The organism is Nostoc sp. C110, assembly GCF_043099725.1.
Classification (GTDB): Bacteria; Cyanobacteriota; Cyanobacteriia; order Cyanobacteriales; family Nostocaceae; genus Nostoc; species Nostoc muscorum_A.
Map to the genome: position 1 here is coordinate 493,795 of NZ_CP171148.1, position 10,086 is coordinate 503,880.

General features: G+C 35.7%; 6 protein-coding genes. All 6 read right to left on the reverse strand.

All coding sequences use genetic code 11. The annotated features are described in order from the left end of the window. Nucleotides 1-42: 42 nt before the first annotated feature. The 6 genes from ACFFRD_RS07965 to ACFFRD_RS07990 all read right to left on the reverse strand — a co-directional run bounded on the left by ACFFRD_RS07965 (nucleotide 43) and on the right by ACFFRD_RS07990 (nucleotide 10,077). The gene (locus tag ACFFRD_RS07965; protein WP_392481070.1) at nucleotides 43-4,380 is read right to left on the reverse strand and encodes an amino acid adenylation domain-containing protein; all 4,338 of its coding nucleotides are present in this window, start codon (nucleotides 4,378-4,380) and stop codon (nucleotides 43-45) included. 19 nt (nucleotides 4,381-4,399) lie between these two features. Then, nucleotides 4,400-5,428, reverse strand: a complete 1,029-nt coding sequence (locus ACFFRD_RS07970; protein WP_392481071.1) for a TauD/TfdA family dioxygenase — start codon at nucleotides 5,426-5,428, stop codon at nucleotides 4,400-4,402. An 8-nt stretch (nucleotides 5,429-5,436) separates the two neighbouring features. Continuing rightward, nucleotides 5,437-6,984 carry a condensation domain-containing protein gene (locus tag ACFFRD_RS07975; protein ID WP_392481072.1) on the reverse strand — a complete coding sequence of 516 codons (1,548 nt, stop codon included), beginning with the start codon at nucleotides 6,982-6,984 and terminating at the stop codon, nucleotides 5,437-5,439. Nucleotides 6,985-7,055: 71 nt separating this feature from the next. Next, nucleotides 7,056-7,904, reverse strand: a complete 849-nt coding sequence (locus tag ACFFRD_RS07980; protein WP_392481073.1) for an aspartyl/asparaginyl beta-hydroxylase domain-containing protein — start codon at nucleotides 7,902-7,904, stop codon at nucleotides 7,056-7,058. 194 nt (nucleotides 7,905-8,098) lie between these two features. Continuing rightward, a complete protein-coding gene (locus ACFFRD_RS07985; protein ID WP_392481074.1) occupies nucleotides 8,099-9,061 on the reverse strand; it encodes a cupin-like domain-containing protein in 963 nt (320 codons plus the stop codon). A 50-nt stretch (nucleotides 9,062-9,111) separates the two neighbouring features. Next, the gene (locus ACFFRD_RS07990; RefSeq protein WP_392481075.1) at nucleotides 9,112-10,077 is read right to left on the reverse strand and encodes a cupin-like domain-containing protein; all 966 of its coding nucleotides are present in this window, start codon (nucleotides 10,075-10,077) and stop codon (nucleotides 9,112-9,114) included. Between the last annotated feature and the right edge of the window lie 9 nt (nucleotides 10,078-10,086).

Here is a 10,086-nt window from a genome sequence, read left to right on the forward strand (position 1 = left end):
AAATATCACTCCTGAAACTATTGCAAAAATTTTAATTATTCATCAGTTACAAACTTTGTTATCCAAAAACCCCTGCTTAATCAGATAGGAAAAATAAACGCTGAGTAATTGATTATCTATTGGAGGACAAGTAATGGAAGTATCTACTAATCCATTGATGACATTTTGATTATCAAGCTGTAAAAATTCTGAGTTTGAGTCTTCTTCTTCAGCTTGTCTTGCTGGAAAAAATGGTACTAATGAATATAGAGGATGTTCAAAGGAGCTTTGAGTCACATTGAGTAATTTCTCTCGCCATTGCTCATAAGAATTTTGTTCAATTGCATAACCCAATGAGCGAATATGGTCGATAAGTGTATTTGAGTGGAGAGTTTGAGGATGCACTAAGTGAAAAGTTTTACCTAAAGATTCTTTCTGTTTCGATAAATTAACTATTGCTTTACTGACATAATCTACAGGAACTATATTCTCTCGAATGTCTATATCTGGCGCACTTCCCAATTGCACACAGCCTATTATCAGTTTGTACAGAAAATCATTACTATTAAAGACCCCAGTTTTGCTATGTCCAGATATACGTGATGGTCTGTAAATAGAGATAGGAATTCCTCTTTCAATCGCCGTTTGTACTAACTTCTCAGCTACCCATTTAGTTTGACAGTATCCATTACTAGGAAATTCGTTTTCATTTAGGCTATCTTGTTCTCGGACTAATTTGGCTCCAGATTCAATTTTGGAAGAGACAACACCAGAGCTAGAAATAAAATGTACTGGTTTAGTTTTTATTTGACTAGCTAATCTCAGAATTTCTTGTGTACCCAGTACATTTGTAGGTTTTAGAATAGAGTAGGGATAAATATGATGTACCCAAGCACCATTATGGTAGATAACATCAATAGTACTTGCCAATTGTTGGAAGCTTTCAATTTTTAAACCAAAAAGTGGTTTTGATAAATCTCCAAGAATAGGAATGATTCTGGAACTCCAAATTTCGTTCCAAACTCCATAAGATTTCAGAGCAGTTTGCAGTTTTTTATGGACATCCTCAATATTTTTATAACGAACTAAGCAATAAATATCTGCTTGGGTTTGTTGTAGAAGTTCAGCTAGTAAGAATAATCCTAAAAAGCCCGTTGCTCCAGTCAATAGAATAGCACTAGGTTGAGGAATAAACTTAACGGCATTTTCAGGAACAATTGTTGGATCTAAAATGACTTCAGCTTTGAGATCCAAAAGTGGGTAATCAATTTCTGTTTGACAAACTCGATCAATATTTTCTGCTAAACCCGCTACAGTGGGTTTCTCTAATAAACTGCGTAAAGAGATATCCAAGTTAAAAGCTTCTTTAACTTTGGCAAGTAGTTGAGTTGTTAATAAAGAATGTCCACCCAATTCAAAGAAGTTGTCGTAAATACTGACTTTCTCAATTTTTAAGACTTCAGCCCAGATTTGAGTTAGCATTTCTTCTACAGAGGTGCGAGGAGGAACAAAATCTCCTATCAAATCCGATCTAACTTCCTCTGGTGCGGGTAGTGCCTTTCTATCAACTTTACCATTGGCACTTAGAGGTAATTTTTTTAGCAGCACTACAGCCGATGGTATCATGAATTCTGGTAATTTATCTTTTAAAAAGCTGCGTAGTTCATTAACTGTAAGGGCTGATTTTGGCTGGGGAACTACATAAGCAACTAATCGTTTTCCTGGTACATCTTCACGAGCAATAACAACTGTTTCTTGTACTCCAGGATACTTATTCAGTGCTGTTTCAATCTCACCTAACTCAATTCGGAAGCCACGAATTTTTACTTGGTTATCAATACGTCCCAAAAACTCAATATTGCCATCAGGTAGATATTTTGCTAAATCGCCAGTTTTATATAAACGCACTCCCGGTTTTTTACTAAAGGGATGGGGAATAAATTTTTCAGATGTAATTGCAGATTGATTTAAATAACCTCTAGCTAAACCTTCACCGCTAATATAAATTTCGCCATGAATACCAATAGGAACTGGATGTAAATGAGAGTCCAGTATATATATTTGCGTATTGGGTATGGGAGAACCAATAGATATTTGCTTTCCTGTTTCTGCGCTATGACAATAATATGCGCTACTCCAAACGCTTGCTTCTGTCGGGCCGTACTCGTTAAATAAAGATACTTCCGGCTGAAACTGAGAATGATGTTGTACCAATTCTGGTAGACAAGATTCACCTGCAACTATGACAGCACGAAGAGAATTTAAATTTTCTGGTTTTGCTTGTTGCAAAATTAAAGCATATAGAGAAGGAAGGCTTAATAAATGGGAAACACTATTTTGGGAAATTAATTCTATAAGTTTAGGTACTTCTCGTTGTAAACCTTCTTCTGGTAAGTGTAGAGTTCCGCCACAACAAAGTGTCCAGAAAATACCTGCAACAGAGCTATCAAAAGCAAAGGATGAGAGTAGCAAAAAGTTACTCACAGCTTGTTGATAGTAGGCAATACGTGCAGTTGTGGAATGAACTAAGTTACGATGTGCGATCGCAACTCCTTTCGGTTTTCCAGTAGAGCCAGAAGTATAAATTATATAAGCTAAGTTTTCAGTAGATATAGTTATCAGGGGGTTTTTCTGACTCTGTTGTGCGATTGCTTCCCATTCTGTGTCTAAGCAAATTGTCTGTGTATCGTGCTTAGGTAAGCCTTCTAGTAAATACTGCTGTGTCAATAATACAGATACCTGAGTATCTTTTAGCATGAAGCTTAAGCGCTCTTGGGGATAGTGAGGATCGAGGGGAACATAAGCACCACCAGCTTTAAGAATGCCTAAAATACCTACAAGCATTTCTAAGGAACGCTCTACACAAATTCCCACTAATACTTCTGCACTTACCCCCAAATCTTTTAGATAATGAGCTAATTGATTTGCACGCGCATTAAGTTCAGCATAAGTTAGTTCCTGATTGTTAAATACTACAGCAATGTTGTTGGGAGTGCGTTCTACCTGCTCTGTAAATAACTCGTGAATGCACTTATTTTGTGGGTAATCCGCCTGAGTTTGATTGAACCCAAAGAGAAGTTGATTGAGTGTGCGATCGCTTAAAATTTCTAATTCACCAATTGCAGCTTCTGGCTCATGTACTGCACTTTCTAGTAGCTTGTGAAATTGCTCTGCTAACCCTGCAATATCCTGTGGAGAAAACAGATTACAGTCATAATGAAATTCTGTACTTAAAAAATCCTTTTCGCGTCTACAAGAAAGCTTAACTTTGAAACGCTCAGTACAGCTATCAAGCTTGAAAATAGAAAATAATATATTACCTGCATAATGCCTTGGAGCTTCTTCTGTAAAATCAAAAATCACAGGAGAAAAAGGCAAAATATCTGGTATTTGTTCCCAAGTAAAACACTCTTGCCATTTGTGGATAGATTCTACCGACTCATGAACTTGCTGCAAAACTTGACTAAATTTGAAACTATCTTCTAAATGACAATGAACTGGTAAATATTTAGCAAATAGTCCTAATGCTTCTTGAAGTTCCTCATATTTTCTACCATTAAATTCCCTGGCGACGATCATCTCGGATTGTCCACTTAGTCGCTGGAGTAAAATCAACCAACAGGTTAGATAAAAGGTAGAAGCAGAAGTATTATGCTTGTGAGCTAATGTTTCGATATTAGCTACCAGTTTCGGGGTAATGATTGAATTTACTAATTTTGGTTGAAATATCTGTTTTTCAGAGAGATGCTTTTCAAAAGGAAGCTGAAAAGTGTCAATAGTAGAGAAGTCTTGCTGTTGCCAATATTCTCTACCTATTTTCGTTTCTTCTGCTTCTAATATTTGATTTTGCCATTCTGAAAAGTCTGCATACTGGAGTGGTTCTTTAGATAATTTTTCATCGAATTTTCCTAAGCAAGAAGTAGCTAGTTCTCTTACTAGACAATTAAAGGTTGCTCTGTCTGCACAGAGAGCAGGTAAACTAATAAGCAATAAATGCTGTTTTGGTGAAATATTTACTAAGGATGTATGTAAAATCGAACCTTGTTCAAACTGAAAAGTTTGTTGTTTTATTTCCTGAAATATTAACTCAATCTTTGCCTCTTGTTCTTGAGGAGTCAAATTAGTAATATCAGATTTTTTCTCTAAAATAACTTTGCAATCTGTAATTACCTGTACTGGAATAGTCATTCCAGGTAGACAAATAAAATTGGTGCGGAGTATCTCATAGCGATTGACAACATCTTGCAATGCCAATTCTAAATTATTGAGATCAATACTTCCTTCAATCAAAATTGCACAATCGCTACGATATGCCCAACTTTGATCAATTTGTTGTAACAACCATAAATGCTCTTGCTGAGGCGAAAGTCTAAACCCCTCGATACTTTCTACTACTTGCATATTGCTACCTTAATGTTAGTTAAATACTTGAGGGTGTATAAGGTTCAGCCATTCCCACTAAAATTTTTCTGGGAGGAATAAATGGATTACGAGCATGTATTGATAACATATTATCCAGCATCAATACATCTCCTTTCTGCCAAGAGAAAGTGACCATTTCTTCTTGATAGGCAGTTTGCAAACTAGCTAATACTGATGGTTCAATTGCAGAACCATCTCCATAATATGTGTTAGTTGGTAAATCTTCTTCTGGCAAATTTTTCAATAACGATTCGCGTATCGTTGGTTCCAATGTGGAAACGTGAAAAAAAGTTGCGTGATTGAACCAGACCATTTCACCTGTTTGAGGATGTTTGAGAATGGCTGGCCCAACTTGTCGAGTTCTTAAACGATTATCTGCTTTCCATTCAACCTCAATTCCATTATTTTTGCAATACTCTTCTACTTTATTTTTGTCTGTTGTTTGAAATACAGTTTGCCAAGGAAGACCAAATCCATTACCAAAGTTACGCATATACATAACTTGCTTTTCAATGAAGCGATCGCGGATAGTTGGATCAATTCGCTCAAAAACCTTTCGACAGCTACCAATTGGGGTTTCCCCTCCCTCTTGCGCTGGACTCATACAAAAAAAGAAGATTTTTAACGGAAAGGTAGGCGAGTAGGCGTGTTCATTGTGAGGAAAAATACTTTGATCGGCAGGGTAGTCAGTTGAAGTATAAATTCTCCCAGCTACTTGAGTTCGTGGAGATGCCCGATACCGATATTCCATCGCTTCTCCACAAATCGCTGCGATAATTTGCTCAAATTCTTCTATAGAATTAACTTTGAAATCACGAAAAAGTACCGCTCCATATTTTAATAATTCAGATTTCAAATATTCTTGATTATTATTAGCCCAGTTTTCTAGATTTACACCCTTCACACTAGGCTTAATCACCAAAGGAAAGTTAGAGTCTGGCTGAAGAAATTCAGTTTTGATTAATTCTTCTGTAGATATATTAACAGCTTTCCGTCTTACATATCCTAGAGATTCCATTTTCGTCATGATTTTTATTATCTGTTATTTGCTCTACGTTTAACGTTGATTAATTTCTGTCCGATGGTATTTTTATAAGCTTCTTCTCTAGCAAGATGCTGTTTCTTATCTACTTCATTAAGAACTATTTTTAATTCACTTAATTTACTTTCTGGATGGGTGGCAATCTTATTTAAAAGCGTTGCAAAATTATTCGATAACCTAACAATACTGTCCCGATCAAATAGGTCAGTGTTATATTCCCATACACCAAATAGTCCCTGATCTGTTTCGTTTAGCTCTAACAGCAAGTCAAACTGCACCGTTTTGTTTTCGACTTTCAAAGATGTGATAGTTAAGCCTGGAAGTTCCAAAGATGGGGTTTGGGTATTTTCCAAAACAAGCTTGACTTGAAATAACGGTGTACGGTTCAACTCCCGTTTTGGATTCAGAACATCTACCAATTTGTCGAAGGGCAAATCTTGGTGAGCATAAGCTTCCAAAGTCATCTCGCGGACTCGTTCTAATAACTCTACAAAAGTAGGATTTCCTGATAAATCTGTACGCAAGACTAACTGGTTAACAAAAAACCCGATCAATTCTTTAGTCTCGGCTTGATTGCGGTTGGCAATATCAGTACCAACAACAATGTCTTCTTGATCAGTGTAGCAGTGCAGCAAAGTCTGGAAAGCCGCTAGCAGAATCATAAATAGTGTGATGCCTTGGCGCTGATTCAGAGCTTTTAGCTTCTCAGATAAAGTTTTGGGTAGAACTAGAGTTTCTCTAGCTCCTGAGAAAGTCTGGATAGGCGCTCGCGATCGCTCGCTAGGGAATTCTACAACAGGTAGTTTACCGCCTAATTGCCTTTGCCAGTAAGCAAGTTGAGTTTCTAAACGCTCTCCCTGTAACCACTGTCTTTGCCACACAGCAAAGTCTGCATACTGGATGGATAGTTGCGAGAGGGGTGATGGTTTGCCAATAGAGAAAGCTTCATACAAAGTTGCGATTTCGTGAATCAGCACACCTATAGCCCAGCCATCAGCCACAATATGATGCATAGTCAACAATAATGCATATTCTGCTGCCGCTAGTTGCAGTAAAGTAACTCGTAATAAAGGCACTTTGGTTAAGTCGAAAGGCTGTTGGGCTTCCTCACTCGCCAATCTCAAAACTTCAGCCTCTCTCTGCTCTTGAGAAAGTTCTTGTAAATCTACTACTGGTAGTTTAAAGCTGAAACTGGGAGTAATGACTTGTAGAGGTTGTCCATCAATTACTTTGAATGTAGTTCTTAAAACTTCGTGCCGTCTCACAACTTCGTTAAAGCTTTGCTCTAGTGCCCCCACATTTAGCGATCCGACAATACGCATGGGTTGAGAGATATTGTAGGCACTATTTCCAGGTTGTAATTGGTCGATAAACCACAACCTTTGCTGGGCAAAAGATAGAGGAAATAAGTTTGAATCTCGACTTTGAGGAACTATTTGTGGTTGTGAAAATACGCTTTCTTTTTTCTTCTGAAGGCGTTGTGCAAGAAGCTTAAGTTTCTCTGGGGAAAGACCAGCAATCCGTTGTGAAAGGTCACTCATATTCGCCAAACCTGATATGCAACAAAACAAATGTAATTTTGGCGTTGATTAACGTTCTCATTCTATACATTTTAGAGCGCTTGCTTATCCAAGAAGTTTTCTTTGTACTGTGTATCTTGTATTTTATTTACGACATCTTCTTCAAATGAAGAATTTAAATTTTTTAGCACAAATTGCAATAGAGTTTTTTCAATTTTTGTCAGTTCAGGATGATATAAGTCTAATGAGAGTACTACTCGCTCCTCTTGACTTTTATTCCATGCTTCGTGTTCAAAACTATCGTCAAAAAATAAAGTCTGTCCTTTAATCCAACCTTGTGTTTTACCGCCAACTTTTATCCCACAATCTTCTGGAATCACGATCGCTAAATGACATGTTAAGGAGGTATTGATATTATCCGTATGTGGTGGTAAGACAACTCCAGGTTTCATTACATAAAACTCTATATGTCCGACAGGATATAAAAAAGGTTCCAACTTAGATAAAATATCAACTGTTTTAGGAAAATGAGAAAGACCTATTTGTGTAAAATTACCCTTTTCCCATAATAAGTAAGCTTTCCAATCGTCTTCTTTGAGGGATGTAAAAAGATTGTTAGCATTAAATCTAGAAACAATATTACACCCAGATAAAAAATAAGCTAACCATTCACTTTCGATGTCATTAAATTGTTGTTGAAGTTGGTTTTGCACAAAAGTTAAAATATTATACTCATGTGCCTCATACCAAGGTTTATGAGTAATGCCAGGATATAAAAAAGTACTCATTTTTTGAGCATAGTTAGCAGTAGACTCCTGTGATAAAGTTATATAGAACTTGAGTGCGCTTTCAAAACGATGAATGTTTCCTTTTGGAAAAAATATCTTTAATACTTTGATTGATAGCAACACAAGAGTTATTTTCAAAGATTGTTTAACCATAGTATACCTCAATAAAAAGATAACTTTTTGATTTTAGGATTGATCTTGATATTATCAAAACTTCAGCATGTTGGATTCTATATTTAATATAGATCAAGACAACCTGTTGCTTGCAAGCCCTTTTTAAAGTTGGCTATAACTTAATAGAAACCTAAAGGAAATTGTATATTTATCTAATCTTTTTAAAGTAAATATTAGATAATGCCAAGATAAAATAAAGCTTTGCCTAGCCAGGGAAATTCCAAAATTAATGGGAAAAGATGACCTTTAATTGGGTTTTTTTGAGTAATTGATTGGAAAACCATTTCTGAGTTCCACTCATTTAGTAAGTAGCTTCCAATAGCTATGCTGACTTCGATATTCTTTACATGATGCCACCAACCCGATGGAATGTATAGAATTTCTCCTGTTTCTAATATGACTTCTAGAGGATTTGTTTTAGCATAAAGTGGAAATTTTTTTAAATCTGGTTTGAAAATATCAATCTTACCATCGTACAAAAACTCTTCTTGATCTGGTGTAAATAAGACTATTTGTTTTCTTCCTTTAATCATTCCTAACCATGCGGAACCATAATAGTGATCTTGGTGAAGACCTATTGATGTATCTTTATGACCAATAAATATATCAGGATAGTCAAAATCATATTTTTTTAAAAGTCTTTTTGGCAGACGTTGTAACCAATTTGGGAAGTAAATCGGATCATCATAATCTTTCAAAAGCTGAGGATAATCAGAAACAACCCCAGAGTTAGCCAAGTATAAACGTCTATCACTATTACCAGCAGTTATGTAATTAATGTAATCAGCAATAGTCATGATCTTTTCAATTTTAGTGCTATCTTCTTTCACAAAGCATTCGATTGAACCGCACTCCGTTTGAAAGAAATCCAAAGTCCACTTTGTCATAGCTTTCCAGTCTTTTATTACGTCAGTAATAATGACGGGTTTACCAACAGACGCATACTCATGTACAAATTCATTATATGAAAGGTTGCTACGACGCTCAACTACAGAAATTGGTGTCCATGATAATTTGCATTTAGTCTTGCGCCATGTTCTCTTTAGGATATAGATAAATAATCGTATAACAATAATTAATATAATTGTTACAACAATCCATTTAGTAATGTCAGACGAGAAAATTGGTAATTTCATAAAGTAATGATTATTGATGTGGTATTTTAATATCAAAATTGGCAGGAAGTTTAAATCACGCCAATAGCAAATAAAGTTTTGCCAAGCCACGGAAATTCTAAAACTAATGGTAAAAGATGACCTTTGAGCGAATCTTTTTCAGTAATTGATTTGAAAAATAATTCTGAGTTCAACTCGTTTAGTAAGAGACTTCCCACTGCAATAGTATTTTCAAGATTCCTCACATGATGCCACCAATTTGGTGGAATGTATAAAATTTCTCCAGCTTCTAGTATGATCTCTATCGAATTTGTCTTAGAATATAGTGGAAATTTTTCTAAATTAGGGTTGAAAACATTAACTTTTCCAGAGTACAAAAATTCTTCTTGATCTGGTGTAAATAAAACTATTTGTTTTCTCCCTTTAATCATTCCCAACCATGCAGAACCATTATTTGGATCTTTGTGAAGACCTATCGATGTATCTTTATGGCCTATAAATAGTTCAGGGTTATCTAATTCATATTTTTTTAGCAGCTTTCTTGGCAGCCTTTGTAACCAATTTGGAAAATAAATTGGTTCCTTGTAGTCCTCTAAAAGCTGAGGATGATCAGAAATAAACCAGTTAGCTAAATATAAATGTCTGTCGCTGTTACCAATTGTAATGTAATCAATGTAATCAGCAATAGTCATCAACCCCTCAACTTCATCTTTATCTTCTTTTACAGCACACTCGATTGACCCACACTCCGATTTAAAAAAATCTAAAGTCCATTTGGTTATGGCTTTCCAGTCTTGAATTACATCAGTTATAATGACAGGTTTACCAACAGATGCATACTCTTTAATAAACTCATGATATGAGAGGTTGCTACGGCGCTCAACAACATCAATGGGTGTCCATACTAATTTACATTTTTGCTTATACCAGGCTCTTTTCAGTAGATAAATAATTAAGCGCGTCAAAACAGTTAAAGCAACTGTCAAAAAAATTAATTCACTAATTTCGTAAAAAGAAAGTGGTAATTGCATAGTCATATCATGTCT